18 protein-coding genes are annotated in these 15558 nt (G+C 70.3%); 10 read left to right on the top strand and 8 right to left on the bottom strand.

The annotated features are described in order from the left end of the window. Window positions 1-96: 96 nt before the first annotated feature. Window positions 97-885, bottom strand: coding sequence for an SDR family NAD(P)-dependent oxidoreductase (locus CKO28_RS22130; protein ID WP_200343069.1), 789 nt, complete (start codon window positions 883-885; stop codon window positions 97-99). 113 nt (window positions 886-998) lie between these two features. On the opposite strand from CKO28_RS22130, the gene CKO28_RS22125 reads away from it, so the two are divergent. The 5 genes from CKO28_RS22125 (at window position 999) to CKO28_RS22105 (ending at window position 4454) form a co-directional block, all read left to right on the top strand. Next, the gene (locus CKO28_RS22125) at window positions 999-1352 is read left to right on the top strand and encodes a TraR/DksA family transcriptional regulator (protein WP_200343068.1); all 354 of its coding nucleotides are present in this window, start codon (window positions 999-1001) and stop codon (window positions 1350-1352) included. Beyond that, window positions 1349-1600, top strand: coding sequence for a hypothetical protein (locus CKO28_RS22120; protein ID WP_200343067.1), 252 nt, complete (start codon window positions 1349-1351; stop codon window positions 1598-1600). Before CKO28_RS22125 ends, CKO28_RS22120 begins: the two co-directional genes overlap by 4 nt. Next, entirely contained in the window at window positions 1597-2427 is an 831-nt protein-coding gene (locus CKO28_RS22115) for a creatininase family protein (protein ID WP_200343066.1), read from the top strand. The genes CKO28_RS22120 and CKO28_RS22115 overlap by 4 nt, the downstream gene beginning before the upstream one ends. Then, window positions 2424-3218, top strand: coding sequence for a RibD family protein (locus CKO28_RS22110; protein ID WP_200343065.1), 795 nt, complete (start codon window positions 2424-2426; stop codon window positions 3216-3218). The genes CKO28_RS22115 and CKO28_RS22110 overlap by 4 nt, the downstream gene beginning before the upstream one ends. A gap of 231 nt (window positions 3219-3449) precedes the next feature. Beyond that, on the top strand, window positions 3450-4454 hold the full coding sequence (locus tag CKO28_RS22105; protein WP_200343064.1) for an aldo/keto reductase: 1005 nt from the start codon (window positions 3450-3452) through the stop codon (window positions 4452-4454). A gap of 61 nt (window positions 4455-4515) precedes the next feature. Here CKO28_RS22105 and CKO28_RS22100 read toward each other — a convergent pair whose 3' ends face one another. Genes CKO28_RS22100 through CKO28_RS22085 form a run of 4 tightly spaced genes read right to left on the bottom strand, consistent with a single transcriptional unit; the run spans window position 4516 to window position 7943 of the window. Continuing rightward, window positions 4516-5403, bottom strand: coding sequence for a class I SAM-dependent methyltransferase (locus tag CKO28_RS22100; protein ID WP_200343063.1), 888 nt, complete (start codon window positions 5401-5403; stop codon window positions 4516-4518). Window positions 5404-5418: 15 nt separating this feature from the next. Further along, a complete protein-coding gene (locus CKO28_RS22095; protein ID WP_200343062.1) occupies window positions 5419-6468 on the bottom strand; it encodes a glycosyltransferase family 4 protein in 1050 nt (349 codons plus the stop codon). A 24-nt stretch (window positions 6469-6492) separates the two neighbouring features. Continuing rightward, window positions 6493-6906 carry a 6-pyruvoyl trahydropterin synthase family protein gene (locus CKO28_RS22090; RefSeq protein ID WP_200343061.1) on the bottom strand — a complete coding sequence of 138 codons (414 nt, stop codon included), beginning with the start codon at window positions 6904-6906 and terminating at the stop codon, window positions 6493-6495. A gap of 59 nt (window positions 6907-6965) precedes the next feature. Next, window positions 6966-7943 carry a zinc-dependent alcohol dehydrogenase gene (locus tag CKO28_RS22085; RefSeq protein WP_200343060.1) on the bottom strand — a complete coding sequence of 326 codons (978 nt, stop codon included), beginning with the start codon at window positions 7941-7943 and terminating at the stop codon, window positions 6966-6968. A 241-nt stretch (window positions 7944-8184) separates the two neighbouring features. Between CKO28_RS22085 and CKO28_RS22080 the strand changes: the two genes are divergently transcribed. From CKO28_RS22080 to CKO28_RS22060, 5 genes are all read left to right on the top strand, one after another. Next, the gene (locus CKO28_RS22080; protein ID WP_200343059.1) at window positions 8185-8796 is read left to right on the top strand and encodes a YceI family protein; all 612 of its coding nucleotides are present in this window, start codon (window positions 8185-8187) and stop codon (window positions 8794-8796) included. 364 nt (window positions 8797-9160) lie between these two features. Then, window positions 9161-9892, top strand: coding sequence for an SDR family NAD(P)-dependent oxidoreductase (locus CKO28_RS22075; protein WP_200343058.1), 732 nt, complete (start codon window positions 9161-9163; stop codon window positions 9890-9892). Window positions 9893-9895: 3 nt separating this feature from the next. Next, on the top strand, window positions 9896-11446 hold the full coding sequence (locus tag CKO28_RS22070; protein WP_200343057.1) for a cryptochrome/photolyase family protein: 1551 nt from the start codon (window positions 9896-9898) through the stop codon (window positions 11444-11446). After that, entirely contained in the window at window positions 11440-12243 is an 804-nt protein-coding gene (locus CKO28_RS22065; protein WP_200343056.1) for an SDR family NAD(P)-dependent oxidoreductase, read from the top strand. Before CKO28_RS22070 ends, CKO28_RS22065 begins: the two co-directional genes overlap by 7 nt. Beyond that, on the top strand, window positions 12240-12728 hold the full coding sequence (locus CKO28_RS22060; protein WP_200343055.1) for a nuclear transport factor 2 family protein: 489 nt from the start codon (window positions 12240-12242) through the stop codon (window positions 12726-12728). The genes CKO28_RS22065 and CKO28_RS22060 overlap by 4 nt, the downstream gene beginning before the upstream one ends. A gap of 148 nt (window positions 12729-12876) precedes the next feature. Here CKO28_RS22060 and CKO28_RS22055 read toward each other — a convergent pair whose 3' ends face one another. From CKO28_RS22055 to CKO28_RS22045, 3 genes are all read right to left on the bottom strand, one after another. After that, on the bottom strand, window positions 12877-13383 hold the full coding sequence (locus tag CKO28_RS22055; protein WP_200343054.1) for a DUF3833 family protein: 507 nt from the start codon (window positions 13381-13383) through the stop codon (window positions 12877-12879). A gap of 132 nt (window positions 13384-13515) precedes the next feature. Continuing rightward, the gene (locus CKO28_RS22050; RefSeq protein ID WP_200343053.1) at window positions 13516-14739 is read right to left on the bottom strand and encodes an SAM-dependent methyltransferase; all 1224 of its coding nucleotides are present in this window, start codon (window positions 14737-14739) and stop codon (window positions 13516-13518) included. Further along, window positions 14736-15558, bottom strand: an 823-nt coding sequence (locus CKO28_RS22045) for a DUF1365 domain-containing protein (protein WP_242480733.1), incomplete at its 5' end; no start/stop codon positions are given. The genes CKO28_RS22050 and CKO28_RS22045, both read right to left, overlap by 4 nt.

Raw genomic sequence — 15558 nt, 5'->3', positions numbered from 1 at the left:
TTAGCGGCGGACCGTCTATATCCCATCTCCTCCCACGGGAGGAGAGGGGATAAATTTCGAAGCTCGTCGCTCTTTTCGCTCTTCCTCTTAACCCCGCTACTGCGCCGTCCAGCCGCCGTCGACCGGGATCACGGCGCCGGTGACGAAGCTGGCGGCCTTGGAGCAGAGGTAGAGGGCGGCGCCGGCCATCTCGGACGGCTGGGCCAGCCGCTGCATCGGGTGCAGCCCTTCGATCGTCGCTCTGCCCTCGGCTGTGGCGCAGGTGGTGCTGCGGATCAGCGGGGTGTCGACACCGCCGGGTGCGATCGCGTTCACCCGCACGCCCTGGGTGGCGTAGTCGACCGCCGCCGTGCGGGTCAGGCCGATGATCGCATGCTTGCCCGCCGTGTAGGTCGGGCACGACGGGAACCCCACAACTCCGGCGGCCGAGGAGATGTTGACGATCGAGCCGCCAGCGCCGTCGCCGGCCTCGCCGCCCGCCTGCACCGTGCGCAGCATCGCCGCGATTTCGTGCTGCATGCACCAGACGACGCTGTCCAGGTTGTTCGCCATCGCGGCCTTGTAGGCGTCGCGGTCCAGCGCGTGCAGCGGGCCGGTCGGGCCCAGGATGCCGGCGGCGTTGACGGCCGCGTCCAACCGGCCGAACGCCTGTTCGACGGCCGCCACGGCCGCCTCGGCCTGATCGGGGTCGGCCAGTTCGGCGTCGACGAAGGTCGCCGTCGCCCCGGCGTCGGCCAGCGCGTCGGCGGCCTGATTGCCCTGATCGCTGTCGCGGTCGACGATCGCGACCTTGGCGCCCGCGGCGGCCAGCGCCTGCGCGCAGGCCCAGCCGATGCCGCTCGCCCCGCCGGTCACCAGCGCGGCCTTGCCCGTCATGTCGAACATCTGTGGTTTTTCCCTCTTCATGGACATCGGCCCGACGCGCGGCCTTGTCGCGCCGGCCGGCTGGTAGGCTAGAGTTGTGCCAGTAGCACACCGGTAACCGGACCCGCGAGCCCATGGACGAACCCGAGATCGACGAGGCGCACTTCCGCCGACTGCTGGAACGGCGTCAGGCGGAGCTGGAAAAGGTGTCGGAAAGCGGGGCCGAGGCGCGCAAGACGGTCGAGCTGGACCAGACCACCCAGGGCCGGCTGAGCCGAATTGACGCAATCCAGGGGCAGGAGATGTCCAAGGCCGCCGAGCGTCGGCGCCAGCTGGAACTCAAGCGAATCCGCGCCGCCTTCAAGCGCCTTGAAGACGGCGAGTACGGCGCCTGCGTGACCTGCGGCGAGGAGATCGGGCGCAAGCGCCTGGAGGTCGATCCGGCGACCCCGACCTGCATCGACTGTGCCGAAAGCGCCGGGCGTTGAGTGCGGCCGGCCCGCCGCTCGGCGCCACCCCGGCGGCCGAGGCCGTCGTGGGACCGGACGTTCGCCTGGCGGACGCGCCCTGGCACGTGCTGCCCGCGGACGATAAGAAGTACGCCCGGGTACGGGCGCTTCAGCTGATCTTTCAGGGGCTGTCGAACGGCCTGGAGATGCGGCCGCCCGCGGTCGATCCCGAGCTGATCCGCGCCGGCACGCGGATCGGCCTCAAGGTGCCGAAGGACGCACAATGACCCTGCCATCCGGCTACTGGCACGAACTGACGACCGAGGAGCTGGCCGAGCTCGATCCCGAGCGCACGGTGGCCCTGCTGCCGGTCAGCGCGATCGAGCAGCACGGCCCGCACCTGCCGCTCTACACCGACGCCTGCATCGCCGAAGGCATCGTCGCGGAGACGCTGCAGCAGCTGGACGACGCGGCGTCGCTCCTGGTGCTGCCGGCGCTGCCGATCGGCGACAGCTGCGAGCATGCCGCCTATCCGGGCACGCTGGCGCTGTCGTCCGAGACGCTGATCCGGGTCTGGCGGGAGCTGGGCGACAGCGTCGCGGCGGCCGGGGTGCGCAAGCTGATCTTCCTGAACACCCACGGCGGCCAGCCGCAGATCGCCGACATCGTCGCGCTCGACCTGCGCCGCGCGCACGGCATGCTGGCGGTCAAGGCGAACTATTTCGCCTTCGGCGTGCCCCACGACCTGTTCGACGACGAGGAGCTGGACCACGGCATCCACGGCGGCGCGGTCGAGACGTCGATGATGCTGCACCTGCGCCCGGACCTCGTGCGCACCGAGGCGCTGGACAACTTCGAGCCGCTGTCGCTGCAGATGGCCGCCGACTACCGGCATCTGGGCCCGGAAGGCCCGATCGCCTTCGGCTGGACCGCCCAGGACATGAACCCGGCCGGCGTGGTCGGCGACGCCACCCAGGCCCAGGCCGCCAAGGGTAAGCAGGTGATCCGGCACGTCGGCCGGTGTCTGTCGGAGCTGGTCGGCGAGGTGGCGCGCTTTCCGCTGGCCAACCTGCGCGCCGGGCCAATCGACGCCGGCGGTCCGCAGTGGCCATGAGCAGCGGCGCCAGCCGGTCGGCGGAGCGCGCCTGGCCGGCGCTGCTCGACGCCGCCGCCAACGCCCGCGCCGGCCGGCCGCACCAGGCGATCGCGCCCGGCCGGACCACCGCCGCGCAGGAGCTGGTCGCGCTGCACCAGCCGCTGATCGACCGGATGGCGGACGGACCGCTCACGCTCGGCCAGCTGGGCCAAAGCCTGGACGGCCGGATCGCCACGGCCGGCGGCGACAGCTATTACGTCACCGGCGAGGCGAACCGGACCCATCTGCACCGCCTGCGCGCGCTGGTCGACGCGGTGGTCGTGGGCACGGGCACGGTGCTGCACGACGATCCCCAGCTGACCGTGCGCGCTTGCGTGGGCGACCATCCGGTGCGGGTGGTGATCGACAGCCGCGGCCAGCTGACCCCGGACCACCGCCTGTTCCAGGACGGCCAGGCGCCGACCCTGGCCTACCGCGGCGCCAACGCCGATCGCGCGCTGGGCCTGGCGGAGGTGGCCGCGCTGGAGGTCGGCGCGGACGGCTACGATCCCGAAGCGCTGCTGGCCGACCTGCACGCCCGCGGCCTGCGCCACGTTCTGGTCGAGGGCGGCGGCGTGACGGTGTCCCGGTTCCTCGCGGCCGGTCTCTTGGACCGGCTGCACGTCTGCATCGCCCCCCTCATCATCGGCTCCGGCCGGGCCGCCGTCAGCCTGCCGGAGATCGCCCGCCTGTCGGACGCCCGCCGCCCGTCCATGCGCAGCTTCGCGATGCCGCCCGACACGCTGTTCGACTGCGACCTGCGCGGCTAGAGCAAGAGTCAGCTGAAAGGTGAAGCCACCTTTCAGCTGACTCTTGCTCTCTCTTCCAGCAGTTAGAACAAAATTCACGATGAAGGCCGTTTCGGCCTTCAAGCCTGTAGCTCCCGTCATTGTCGGCCCTGCGGCTGTTTTTCGCGGTTGCGAACGTTTTTTCGGCAGCGCACATGTGCGGGAGGCACCGCAGACGCCACCGCGAAAAAACCGAAAGGGGGCGCCGCGATCATGGTCGACACCACGCGCATCCCGGGAACCGACATGCAAGCCACCCGGATCGGGCTCGGCACCTGGGCGATCGGCGGCTGGATGTGGGGCGGCACTGACGAGGAACAGTCGGTCCGCACCGTTCAGAAGGCCGTCGACCGCGGAATCAGCCTGATCGACACCGCGCCGGTCTACGGCATGGGCACGAGCGAGCGGTTCGTCGGCGAGGCGCTATTGGAGAACGGCCGGCGCGACCGGGTCGTGCTGGCGACCAAGTGCGGGCTCAACTGGTCGGGCAGCCAGCCCTACCGCGACGCCCGGCCGGAGCGCATCCGCCAGGAGGTCGACGACAGCCTGCAGCGTCTGCGCACCGACGTGATCGATATCGAGCAGGTTCACTGGCCGGACCCGAACGTGCCGGTCGAGGAGACCGCCGGGGCGCTCAAGGACGCTCTGCAGGCCGGCAAGATTCGGGCGATCGGCGTATCCAACTTTTCGCCGGAGCAGATGGACCGCTTCCGCAAGGAGGCGCCGCTCAGCGTCGTGCAGCCGCCGTATAACCTGTTCGAGCGCGGCGTCGAGGACGACGTGCTGGCTTACGTCCGCGAGCACCGCCTGACCAGCCTGACCTACGGCGCGCTGTGCCGGGGCCTGCTGACCGGGAAGATGACGCCCGACCAGACGTTCCAGGGCGACGACCTGCGCAACATGGATCCAAAGTTCCAGGGCGCGCGCTTCCAGCAGTACGTCGCGGCGGTCGACAGGCTCGATGGCTTCGCCCAGGAGCGCTTCGGCAAGCGGGCGATCCACCTGGCGCTTGCCTGGGTGCTGGCGCAGCCCGGCGTGGGCGTGGCGCTCTGGGGCGCCCGCCGGCCGGACCAGCTGGACGCGCTCGCGGAGATCGACGGCATCCAGTTGACCCAGGACGACCTGGCCGAGATCGACCGGATCGTGAGCGAAACCGTCACCGACCCGGTCGGTCCGGAGTTCATGGCCCCGCCGGCGCGGAACCAGGCAGCGGCGTAACCGCGTTCACAGGCGCCCGTGCTCTGCCCCTTCGCCGCACGGGCGGAGGGGCAAATTTCTATCAGTCCGGCGGCAGGGCGAGGACGTCCAGGTGGCCGACGGTGACCTGTCCCTGGCCGCTTTCCAGCAGGTCCATGCGGCGTTCCAGCCAGGCGCGGATCGCCTCGGCGCGGTGCGGGGCGGCCTCGCTCGCCGCCGCGGCCCAGCCAGCGTGCAGGTGCTGCTGCAGCGCCTGGTCGCCGGGGCCGAGGCGCCAGGGCGCCTGCGCGGTCTCGACCGTAAAGCCGGCGGATTCCAGTTCCGCCGCCGCGACCGCGCCGCCGTCCGGGCCCAGCGCCTGGCCGAACGTCTTCTCCCCGCGCTGGTGGCGGTTGACCAGGCGCATCACTTCGTCGTCGCCGGCAATTTGCGGCTGCCAGGCGATCTGCCCGTCGTAGCTGAGCGCGATCAGGCAGGCGGCCCCGCTGTCGCGCAGGCGCGCGGCGAACGCCTGCAGCCATTCCCGCGACACCAGATCGAGCAGCGCCGAGCCGGTCACGAGATCGACCCGGCCGACCGGCAGCGGGTCGGCGCTCAGGTCGCTCTGCTGGGAGGCGATGTCGAGGGTGAACGGCGCCTCCGCCCGGCCGGTCACTTCCAGCCCGGCGTCCTTGGGCACGACGGCGTAGCCGCGCGCCCGGGCCCAGGTGCGGATCCGCCCGGGCACGTCCGCCAACAGGACCGGGTCGGCGTCCAGCAGGGTCCAGTGCTGGACGCCGCCGCGGGCATCGGCCAACCGCGGCGCCAGATGGCGCAGGTTGCTGCCGGTGCCGGCGCCCAGGTCGGCGACCGCCAGCCGGGTGCGATCGCGCAGCCGTTCGTAGAGCAGCCGTTCCAGCGGGCGGGCGCGGGATTCGGAATCGACCGGCTCGCGCAGCTCCAGCCAGCCGGCCTCGAAGGCGTCACCCATGCGGTGCCCCCGGCATCAGGGGCCGACCTGTTCCAGATCGCTCGCCAGCTGGCGGGCGCTGTCGCTCCAGCTGGGCAGGCGGGCCCGCGCCGCCCGGGCGCCCTCGGCCAGCTGGGCGAACAGCTCCGGCGCGCCCAGCACGCGGTCGAGCGCGGCGGCCAGCGCCTCGACGTCGCCCGGCGAGGCGAGCAGGCCGGCGCCTTCCGGCAGCGTGTCCGGCACCGCGCCGCCGGCGGTCGCGACCACCGGCAGGCCGCGTGCGACCGCTTCGGTCAGCACCATGCCGTAGCCTTCGTAGTGGGAAGCGAGCACGAACAGATCGCAGGTGTGGTAGGCGGCATCCAGCGCCCGGCCGGACAGCTCGCCGCGCAACACCACGCGCGAGGTCAGGCCGAGCTCGCTGACCAGCCGGCGGATCTGCTGGGCGTGGCGCGTATCCATCGTCTCGCTGCCGACGATGTCGAGCGTCCAGGGCCGGGAGGTCAGCAGCGACAGCGCGTTCAGCAGCACGTCGTGGCCCTTGCGCGGCGTCAGCGAGCCGACGCACAGCAGCGCCGGCGCGGCCCGGCCGCTGCCTTCCGCCAGCTCGTGGCTCTCGACGCCGGGCGGAACCACGCTCATCCGCTCCTGGGTGACGTCGTAGTCGACCAGTCCCTGGGCGGTGAACGCGCTGGTCGCGATCACGTGCTGGACGTGCGACAGCGCGTCGCGCTCGCTCTCGAACAGCCGGGCGCGCTCGCCCGCGTCGAGGCCGGTTTCCTCGGCGAGTGGATGGTGCACCAGGGCGATCAGCTTGAGCCGCTTGCCCTCGCGCTCGGCCAGGCGCGGCAGCACGCCCAGCGCCAGCCCGTCGACGATCGTCCGGGCGCCGTCGGGCAGCCGGCCCAGCGTCCGGTCGGCGGCGTCGACCGCCTGGTAGCCCGGATACGGCCAGCCGTCCGGCAGGGCGTGCACCTCGACCGTCAGGCCGAGCTTGCGCAGCTCGTCGACCATCCGGCGGTCGTAAATGAAACCGCCGGTGTTGCTGTCGGGATCGCCGGGGACGACGACGTGGAGATCGGCCATCTTTGGCTGCCTCTTAACGCGCGCTCAGCCGAGATCGGCCGGCAGCGGGCCTTCGTAGCTGGCCCAGGCGACGTCGGATTCGCCAAGCGTCACCTTAAGGGCGACCAGGCCGCCCTGCTCGGGGCCGAGCGCGCCGCTGTCGATCCGGGCGGCGAGGCGGTCGTAGATCGTCCTGGCCATGAATTCGGTCGTGGTGTTCTGGCCCTCGAACGCGGGCTCGTCGTCCAGGTTGCGCATGTGCAGCCCGCCGACGACCTCGTTCAACAGGTCGCTCGCCGCGGCAATGTCCACGGCCAGCCCGTCGCGGTCCAGGCTCGGGCGGCGGAACTCGCAGTCGACCACGTAGGTGGCGCCGTGCAGGTTCTGCGCCGGCCCGAAGGTCTCGCCCTTGAAGGAGTGGGCGATCATGAAGCGGTCGCGCACGGTTACGGAAAACATCGCGTGGTTCGTCCCGTCTCTCGGCGTTTCGGGGCTGGCGGCGCGGCGGCAGCGCGCCGTCATTCGGGGTAGGCGATCCGGTGGCACAGCGTGCCGGCCGGCGGATCGCCCGCCAAGGTTTGCATGGTTCGCGGCAGGTCGTCGAACCGGCTTTCCCCGCTGACCAGATGGCCGAACATGGGATCGCGCAGCAATTCAAGCGCCTTGGCCAGGCGCTGCCGGTGTGTCCAACGCGCGCGGCGGCTGGGCGACACCGCGCCCACCTGGGACGACTGCAGCGTCAGCCGCTGGGAATGGAACGCTCCCCCGAGCGGTGCGGGCACGTCGGCGCTGCCGTACCACGACAGCTCCAGCACCGTCGCCTCGAACCCGGCGAGACCGATCGCGGTGCCGAGTCCGGCGCCCTGGCCGCTCGCGTGCACCACGATGTCGCAGTTGCCCTCGACCGTCTCGGGGGTCGCGAACGGCACCTCCAGCACCCGCGCCGTGGTCTCCTTCTTGGGGTCGACGTCGACCAGCTGCACGTGCGTGCCGGGCATGCGCGCCGCCAGGGCCGCGAACAGGAAGCCGACCACGCCGCCGCCGACCACCGCGATCCGGTCGCCGATCCGCGGGGCTGCGTCCCACAGCGCGTTCAGCGCGGCCTCCGCGTTGGCGCCCAGGACCGCGCGCTTGGCGCTTAGATCGTGGGGCAGCGGGATCACCGCATCCGCCGGCACGACGTAGCGGTCCTGGTGCGGGTACAGGCAGAACACGACTTGGTCCCGCAGCTCCGCCGGCCCGGCCTCGACCAGCCCGACGCTGGCGTAGCCGTACTTGACTGGGAACGGGAAGTCGCCGGCCTGGAACGGACAGCGCATCCGCGTCCGCTCGCTCTCGGGCACCTGGCCGGCGAACACCAGTGCCTCGCTGCCCCGGCTGACGCCGCTGTAGAGCGCGCGCACCCGGACCTCGCCCGCGCCGGGCTCCGGCAGCGGTTCGGGGCGCAGTTCGCCGGTCATGCGGTCGGTGGTCCAGAAGGCCTGCGCCTGCGTCATGGGCGGGCGGTCGCTCCGAAGCGGTGGCGGGCAGGTGAGCGGCGGTCAGCCGTGAGCCCGCGCGAAGGTAAGCCGGGTCACGACCTTGTCAATCGACGCCCGCCGACCGAGCTATGTAGCATCGGGAAAGCGGGTGCGGCCATCGGCCACAGAACGCCAGCCTGGAACGGCATCCGCCGACGCCCCCGCCGACATCCCCGCTGACATCGGGGAAGCTTCACGTCGAAAAGGACCGCAACAGATGCTCTTCCGCCGTTTCGCCGCCGTCCTGGCGGTCGCCGCCGTCGCCGGCCTTGCCGCCTTGCAGCCCGCCAAGGCGGAGCCGCGGCAGTACAAGATGGACCCGGATCACTTCGCCATCGTGTTCATGGTCCACCACCTCGGTCTCGCCGACACGGTGGGGATGTTCCGAGAGGCGAGCGGCTCGTTCACCTACGACGCGGCGGCCCAGACGATCTCCGACGTCAAGATCACGGTGCAGACCGACAGCGTGTTCACCAACCACGAGGCACGCGACAGCCACCTGCGCGGCACCGACTTCCTGAACGTCCAGGAGTTCCCGACCATGACCTTCACCGCCGACAAGGCGGAGGTCACCGGCGAGAACACCGGCAAGATCCACGGGCAACTGACCTTGCTGGGTAAGACCCGCCCGCTGACCCTGGATGTCACCTTCAAGGGTGCACGCAAGTATCCCTTCGGCGACGGCCACTACGCCATCGGCGTCTCCGCCCGCGGCACGATCGAGCGCAGCGACTACGGCATGACCTATGCCGTGGAGAACGACATCGTCGGCGACGAGGTGCACCTGATCATCGAATTCGAGGGCATCCGCCAACCCAAGGAGGGGTAGCGGCGCGTGCCGTCGCCTGGACCTGAAGATGGCCGTATCGGAGCATCCCTCTCCCTTGAGGGGAGAGGATAGGTGAGGGTGAGACTCCTCGGCGTACGGCGGGGAGTTCCACCCTCATCCTCCCACGCCCTGACGGGCGCGGGCCCCTCCCTCTCCCCTCGAGGGCGAGGGGATTAGGTGCCGTAGGGTGGATTTACCGCGACACGCCGAAATCCACCGAGACGGCCGTCCCAGTCGGAAATACCCGCGGTGGGTTGCTTCGCGAACCCACCCTACCGCAGACTGATCTTCCCAGCCGCAAGAAACCGCCTGGACCCGGGCTTGCGCGGCAATCCGCGGCGGCGTTGGCCGCGTAGAAGCGGGTATGACCGATCGAGTTCTGATTTTCGGCGCGACGGGCGGCGTGGGCAGCGCGCTCGCCCGGCGCTTGGCGGGCGAGCGACGCGCGCTGCACCTCGCCGGCCGCGACGGCGATGCGCTCGCCGCGCTGGGGCGCGAGCTGAACGCCCCGACCAGCCAGGTCGACGCGCTGGACCCGGAGCAGGTCCAGGCCGCCGTCGATGCCGCCGCGTCGAACGGCCGGCTGGGCGGCGTCGCCTACTGCGTTGGCTCGATCGTGTTGAAGACGCTGAAGCGCGCCAGCGCCCAGGACTTCGAGGAAACATACCGGCTCAACGTCGTCGGTGCCGCGATCGCCCTTCAGCGCGCGGAGGCCGCGCTCAAGGCGGCGGGCGGCGCGGCGGTGCTGTTCTCCACCGTCGCCGCGCAGCACGGCTTTCCCAGCCACAGCGTGATCGCCAGCGCCAAGGCGGGCGTCGAGGGCCTGACGCGGGCGCTGTCGGCCGAGTGGGCGCCCAAGGTTCGGGTCAACTGCATCGCGCCGTCGGTCACCCGGACCCGGATGGCAGAGCCCCTGACCCAGAACGCGACGATGGCGAGCGGCCTCGCCAAGGCGCATCCGATGCAGCGCCTGGGCGATCCCGACGACATCGCGGCGGCCGCGCAGTTCCTGTTGGACCCCGGCAAGGCCGGCTGGATCACTGGGCAGATCCTGGGCGTCGACGGCGGCCGCGGGCCGCTGCACGTGAAGGGGTAGGCCATGGCCGGCACGCTGCGCGTCGTCCTGGGCGACCAGCTGTCCCGCGGGCTGGCGAGCCTGCAGGACCTCGACCCCGACACGGACACGGTGCTGATGGCCGAGGTGACGGCGGAGGCGACCTACGTCCGCCATCACCCCAAGAAGATCGCCCTGATCTTCTCCGCCATGCGCCACTTCGCCGACAGCCTCGAAGGCGAGGGGATCGCCGTCGCCTACACCAAGCTCGACGATCCGGACAACGCAGGCGATCTGACCGGCGAGGTGGCGCGTGCCGTCGCGCGGTTCGCGCCGGACCGGGTCGTCGCCGTGTCGGCGCAGGAATACCGCCTGGCCCAGGAGATGCAGCGCTGGCGGACGGCCTGCGGCGTGCCGGTCGAGCTGCGCGCCGACGAGCGCTTCTACTGTTCGATCCCCTGGTTCGAAAGCTGGGCCGCCGGGCGCAAGTCGCTGCGCATGGAGTTCTTCTACCGCAAGATGCGCCGGGCGACCGGCTTGCTGATCGAGGCCGACGGCCAGCCGACCGGCGGGCAGTGGAACTACGACCACGACAACCGCAAGCGCGCGCCGGACGCCATCGGCCAGCCGGACCGGATGCGCTTCCAGCAGGACGCGATCACCCGCGAGGTCGTCGAGCTGGTGCGCGCGCGCTTCGGCCACCACTTCGGCGCGATCGACGGCTTCGACTACGCCGTGACGGCGCAGCAGGCGGAGCAGGCGTTCGAGGCGTTCGTGGCCGACAAGCTGCCCAGTTTCGGCGACTATCAGGACGCCATGAAGGTCGGCCAGCCGATGCTGTTCCACGCCCAGATCGGCGCCTATCTGAACTGCGGGCTGCTCGACCCCCACGCGGTCTGCGCGCGGGCGGAAAAGGCGTACCGCGACGGCCACGCGCCGTTGAACGCGGCCGAGGGGTTCATCCGGCAGATCCTGGGCTGGCGGGAGTTCATTCGCGGCATCTACTGGCTGAAGATGCCCGAGTACGCCGAAGAGAACCGGCTGAACGCCAAACGCCCGCTGCCGCGCTTCTTCTGGACCGGCGAGACGGACATGCGCTGCATCTCCGAAGTCGTGCGGCAGACCCACGAGGAAGCCTACGCCCACCACATCCAGCGGCTGATGGTCACCGGCGTGTTCGCGCTGATCGCGGGGCTGGACCCGCGGTCGGTTAACTATTGGTATCTGGTGGTGTACGCCGACGCCTACGAATGGGTCGAACTGCCCAACGTCACCGGCATGGCGCTCTACGCCGACGGCGGGGTGCTGGGCAGCAAGCCGTATGCCGCCAGCGGCAAGTACATCGATCGGATGTCGGATTACTGCCGGCACTGCCGGTACGACGTGAAGCAGCAGACCGGACCCGATGCCTGCCCGTTCAACGCGCTTTACTGGGACTTCATCGCCCGCAACCGCGACAAGCTCGAGGGCAATGCGCGGATGACCATGCCGTACGCCACGCTGAACAAGATGAAGCCGGAAAAGCTCGACGGCCTGCGCCAGCAGGCGCAAGCGTTCCTGAATTCACTCGACTACGCCGAGGAGGGCGAATGGTAGCCCCGCACCCGTCCCAGGGGGTCGCCTGGATCACCGGCGCGTCCAGCGGCATCGGCCGCGGGCTCGCCATGCAGCTGGCCTCCGAAGGCTGGCAAGTCTGCGCTTCCGCCCGCCGGCAGGGCGAGCTGGACAAAATGGCGGAGGAGGCGCGCGAGATGGCGGGCGCGGTCATTCCGGTGCCGCTCGACGTGACCGACGTCGCGGGGGTGCGGGCGGCCGTCGACCGGATCGAGCGCGAGCACGGGCCGATCGCGCTCACCGTGCTCAACGCCGGCACCCACCAGCCGATCAGCGCCTGGGATTTCGACGCCGGCGCGGTGCAGAAGCTGCTGACCCTGAACGTGATGGGCCAGGCCTATCCGCTGGAGGTGCTGCTGCCGCGGATGATCGCGCGCGGGGCCGGGCGGATCGCCGTGGTCGCCTCGGTCGCGGGCTATCGCGGCCTGCCCACGGCGGCCGGCTACGGCGCCAGCAAGGCGGGCGTGATCAACATGTGCGAGTCGCTGCGCCCGGAACTGTCCGGCACCGGCGTCACGCTGCAGCTGGTGAACCCCGGGTTCGTGCGCACGCCGCTGACCGACAAGAACGCGTTCAACATGCCCATGCTGATGGAGCTGGAGGACGCCGTGGCGTCGTTCCGCCGGCAGCTGGACCGGGACAAGTTCGAGATCGTCTTCCCCTGGCGCTTCGCCATGATCATGAAGCTGCTGCGGATCCTGCCCTACGGGCTGCTGTTCAAGCTCACCACCCGGATGGTTCCCAAGCGGGAGCCGGCTGCCAAGGAGACCGCCCGATGACCGACCGCGCGAACGAGGGCTATCACACCGCCGGCGGCGCGGATCTGCGGCTCGCGCTCAGCCGCTACGTCGATCTGTGCGGCAACCTCAGCCGGGACCGGATCAAGGAACTGCGCGAGCTGTGCAGCCCGGACGTCCACTTCCGCGACCCGTTCAACGACGTCCGCGGGATCGAGCTGTTCGAAAAGTGCATGGACAAGATGTTCGAGGATGTCGGCGACCCCCGGTTCGACATCCACGATCATGTGTTCAGCCAGCAGCACAACGAGATCGCCTACCTGCGCTGGACCTTCCATTGCCGCCTGCCGGTGCGCGGGCCCTTGCAGATCGAGGGCATGACCGAAGTGCACTTCGACCACAAGGCGCTGGTCACCGCCCACCTGGACCACTGGGACAGCGGCCGGCAGCTGTACGAAAAGCTGCCCGGGATCGGCTTCCTCCTGCGCAAGGTGCGACGCAAGCTGGCGATCCCCGAGGCAAGGTAGGCGCAAACATGATTCCCCTCCTCCAAGTGGGAGGAGGGGCTAGGGGAGGAGGGTGCCGCGCTGTCGATGCCGTTCAATCCTCCTCTCCCTAACCCTCCCCTCCCACGGGAGGAGAGGGGATAAATGGTCGGGCTTGCATACGCGCCGCCTACTCGGCCGCTTTCTGCCCGCCGCCCTTCGCAGCGGTGCGCTGGAAGCTGATGATCAGGGTGCCGATCTGGAAGCCCCATTTGGTCACGATCGCGCGGTCGATCACCATGTCGTCGCCCTGGCGGAACATCCAGTCGTCGAAGTCAAGCGCGACCGGCTTGCCGTTGATCGGGATCATCATCCGGTAGCGCAGGTTGACCGCGTTGCCTGACGCTTCGATCTCCGCCGCGCCGACCAGATCGTCGGTCTCGGCGCGGTAGTGGGTATCGTCCAGTTTGGTGATCTGCCAGGTGCGCTCTTCCTGGCTGCCGTCGTCGTAGGTGAACGACTCGGTCAGCGCCAGCTTGTTCTGGGCCGGGTCCCAGGTGCCGCGGGTGTCGGCGACGAACTGCTTGCGCACGTTGCCGAAGCGGTCCTGGAACAGGCCCCAGGCCTTGCCCTCGCCGGCGAAGAAGTCCTCCAGCGCGAACGCCGGCCCGCGGCCTGCGAAGTCTTCCGGTTTCATGACAGTTCCTTGTTGCCCGGCGCCGCCCTGGGGTCCGCGACGGCGGGCCGTGGCGGGGAGGGCGCGCGGTGGCGGTGCCCGTGTGCTTGATACGGGTGGGACAGGCGGCGGATTTCGGCAGCCGGGCGCGGCCTATGCCTTCACCAGCGCCAATTGGCGCAGGTCGATCCGCCCGGTCCGGAAACCCGCCTCGCAGTAGGCGAGGTAGTAGCGCCACATCCGCCGGAAGCGGTCGTCGAAGCCGAGGGCCGAGATCCGCGGCCAGGATTCCTCGAAGGTGTGGCGCCAGCGCTTCAGCGTCTCGGCGTAATGCAGGCCGTAGCACTCCTCCCCGGCCGGGGCGAGGCCGGCCTGCTCGACCTTTTCCTTGATCACCGCGGGCGCCGGCAGCATGCCGCCGGGGAAGATGTAGCGCTGGATGAAGTCGGCGCTGCGGCGGTAGCTGTCCCACTGGCTATCGTCGATCGTGATCGCCTGCAGCGCCGCGCGGCCGCCGGCGGTCAGCAGGTCGCGCAGCCGGGCGAAATAGGTCGGCCACCAGCTCTCGCCGACCGCCTCGATCATCTCGATCGACACGATCCGGTCGTACTGCCCTTCCAGATCGCGGTAGTCGACCAGGCGGACCTGCGCCCGGTCGTCGAGGCCCGCCTCGGCGAGGCGCTTGGCGGTGTAGTCCCGCTGCGCCTGAGAGATCGTGATCGCGGTCACCCGGCAGCCGATCTCGCGCGCCGCGTATTCGGCGAAGCCGCCCCAGCCGCAGCCGATCTCGAGCACGTGGTGCTCGGGCCGGAGGTCGGCCATCTCGGCCATCCGACGGTACTTCTCGGTCTGCGCGCTCGCCAGATCGGCCTCCGGCCGCGGGAACACCGCGGAGGAGTAGGTCATCGTGCGGTCGAGCCAGAGGCCGTAGAACGCGTTGCCCAGGTCGTAGTGCGCGGCGATGTTCCTGCGCGCCCCGCGCCGTGTGTTCGGCCGCATCAGGTGGGCGAAACGCGACAGCGCGCGGCTGGTCGTCTGACCGCGCAGCGTGGCGCCCAGGGCGGCGTCGTTGCGCGCGGCGAGTTCCATCACCGAGACCAGGTCGTCGGTTTCGCAGTCGCCGTCGAGATAGGCCTCCGCGAACCCGAGCGCGCCGCCGAACAGCATTTTCCGGGCGAACCGGGGATGCCGGATGGTCAGGCGCGCGTGCGGTCCGGGCAGGCTGCCGTGGGTCACGATCTCCCGGCCGTCGGGGAAGGTCAGCTCCAGCCGGCCGGCCGACAGCCGGCGGGCCAGCGTCTCGATGACGCGCAAGCTGGCGCGCCCGCGCCCGGGGAAGGGAACGCTCGGAAGTCCGGTGCGCTCGCTCGTACTCATTCGGCGGCCTCACGTGTGGGATCGACGATGGTCACCGGGTTCGCTGGCGCTGGCGGCGACTTGTGGAAGCTGGCGCCGCGGCGCCAGAGCTTCAGCGCCTGCCAGTGGATCGCCCCGATCACCTTGAAGGTCATCAGCGGATGCGCGGCGACCGCGCGCAGCAGGTTGCGGTCGTTCAGCGGCACGCGGTGTCCAACCTGGCTCGCAACCAGGATTTCGCCAGCCTGGACGTGCTGACGGATCACGGTCGCCTGCTTTGCGCCGGGCTCGCTGACGCGGAAGTCGTAGCCGCCCTCGATCGGCAGGAAGGGCGAGACGTGGAAGTCCTTGCGGCAGGACTGGTGCAACGCCTGGCCGGCGCTGTGCCCGGCCGGTACCGGGATCAGATAGTGGTGGTACTGGCCGAAGGTGTTCGACACCTCGTAGTCCACCGCCATCAGCCGGCCGTCGCGGTGGTAGCAGAACCACACCGTCAGCGGATTGAAGGCGTAGCCCCACAGCCGCGGGTAGGCGATCAGCCGGACCGGTCCGCCCGCCAGATCGATGCCGGCTTCGGCCAGGCGTGCGTCGATCCACGGGCGCAAGGGCGTGCCGTCGCGCGGCCCGTGATCCTTCTGGTGGAACGAAAAGACGTTGAACCGGTCGAGCGAAAAGAAGCGGAGCCGCCGCGCCAGCGCCGGCAGTTCGTCAAGGTCGGCCAGCAGCGTCACCACCTTGTAGTCGAAGCGATGGCGGAACGGCATCAGCCGCTTGTGCATCACCCCTGAGAAATAGAGCGCCGAGGCGGGGGCGTCGTCGGGGGCGGCCGTGGCTGTCGGC

It is taken from the genome of Rhodovibrio sodomensis, assembly GCF_016583645.1.
GTDB classification, from domain to species: Bacteria; Pseudomonadota; Alphaproteobacteria; order Kiloniellales; family Rhodovibrionaceae; genus Rhodovibrio; species Rhodovibrio sodomensis.
Note: the sequence above shows the minus strand (reverse complement) of the source record. Positions and strands in the feature narration are given on the sequence as shown.

Excerpts from the sequence above, each read along its gene's own strand:
- CKO28_RS22050 (WP_200343053.1), bottom strand. The coding sequence starts at position 14,739 with ATGAGTACGAGCGAGCGCACCGGACTTCCGAGCGTTCCCTTCCCCGGG.
- CKO28_RS22075 (WP_200343058.1), top strand. The coding sequence starts at position 9,161 with ATGACCGATCGAGTTCTGATTTTCGGCGCGACGGGCGGCGTGGGCAGC.
- CKO28_RS22105 (WP_200343064.1), top strand. The coding sequence starts at position 3,450 with ATGGTCGACACCACGCGCATCCCGGGAACCGACATGCAAGCCACCCGG.
- CKO28_RS22065 (WP_200343056.1), top strand. The coding sequence starts at position 11,440 with ATGGTAGCCCCGCACCCGTCCCAGGGGGTCGCCTGGATCACCGGCGCG.
- CKO28_RS22070 (WP_200343057.1), top strand. The coding sequence starts at position 9,896 with ATGGCCGGCACGCTGCGCGTCGTCCTGGGCGACCAGCTGTCCCGCGGG.
- CKO28_RS22115 (WP_200343066.1), top strand. The coding sequence starts at position 1,597 with ATGACCCTGCCATCCGGCTACTGGCACGAACTGACGACCGAGGAGCTG.
- CKO28_RS22080 (WP_200343059.1), top strand. The coding sequence starts at position 8,185 with ATGCTCTTCCGCCGTTTCGCCGCCGTCCTGGCGGTCGCCGCCGTCGCC.
- CKO28_RS22125 (WP_200343068.1), top strand. The coding sequence starts at position 999 with ATGGACGAACCCGAGATCGACGAGGCGCACTTCCGCCGACTGCTGGAA.
- CKO28_RS22110 (WP_200343065.1), top strand. The coding sequence starts at position 2,424 with ATGAGCAGCGGCGCCAGCCGGTCGGCGGAGCGCGCCTGGCCGGCGCTG.
- CKO28_RS22055 (WP_200343054.1), bottom strand. The coding sequence starts at position 13,383 with ATGAAACCGGAAGACTTCGCAGGCCGCGGGCCGGCGTTCGCGCTGGAG.
- CKO28_RS22085 (WP_200343060.1), bottom strand. The coding sequence starts at position 7,943 with ATGACGCAGGCGCAGGCCTTCTGGACCACCGACCGCATGACCGGCGAA.
- CKO28_RS22090 (WP_200343061.1), bottom strand. The coding sequence starts at position 6,906 with ATGTTTTCCGTAACCGTGCGCGACCGCTTCATGATCGCCCACTCCTTC.
- CKO28_RS22060 (WP_200343055.1), top strand. The coding sequence starts at position 12,240 with ATGACCGACCGCGCGAACGAGGGCTATCACACCGCCGGCGGCGCGGAT.
- CKO28_RS22130 (WP_200343069.1), bottom strand. The coding sequence starts at position 885 with ATGTTCGACATGACGGGCAAGGCCGCGCTGGTGACCGGCGGGGCGAGC.
- CKO28_RS22100 (WP_200343063.1), bottom strand. The coding sequence starts at position 5,403 with ATGGGTGACGCCTTCGAGGCCGGCTGGCTGGAGCTGCGCGAGCCGGTC.
- CKO28_RS22095 (WP_200343062.1), bottom strand. The coding sequence starts at position 6,468 with ATGGCCGATCTCCACGTCGTCGTCCCCGGCGATCCCGACAGCAACACC.